Origin of the sequence: Bacillus sp. SIMBA_005, from assembly GCF_046535585.1 — a bacterium.
GTDB lineage: Bacteria > Bacillota > Bacilli > Bacillales > Bacillaceae > Bacillus > Bacillus pumilus.
The window spans coordinates 1-267 of record NZ_JAWRWI010000507.1; the positions used below are offsets into that span (position 1 = coordinate 1).

General features: G+C 76.8%; 1 protein-coding gene. It reads left to right on the forward strand.

Translation table 11 applies throughout. The features are described from left to right. Window positions 1–225 (forward strand): hypothetical protein (locus SB660_RS21090; RefSeq protein WP_410584332.1); only part of this gene is annotated, 225 nt, incomplete at its 5' end. Between the last annotated feature and the right edge of the window lie 42 nt (window positions 226–267).

A 267-nucleotide genomic window follows, 5' to 3' on the forward strand; every position in this document is an offset into this window, starting at 1 on the left:
GGCGTGCTCGCCATCGGCGTGTCCAATCCGTCGCTGGCTCCCGACACCGCCCCGGCGCAGGGCGCCGGCCACGCGCAGCGCAGCATCGCGCAGCGGCTCGGCTTCGCGTTCGGCCCGCGCGCGCGCATGCGCTACGGGTGGAGCGACGGCCGCTACGCCTGCACCATCGAACTGCCGGTGCCGCCGGATGCGGCCTTGCAGCGCTCCGGCGAACGCGGGCCGTGACGCGCGACCCCGCCGACATCGGGGTCAGCCGGTAGCGGCCGT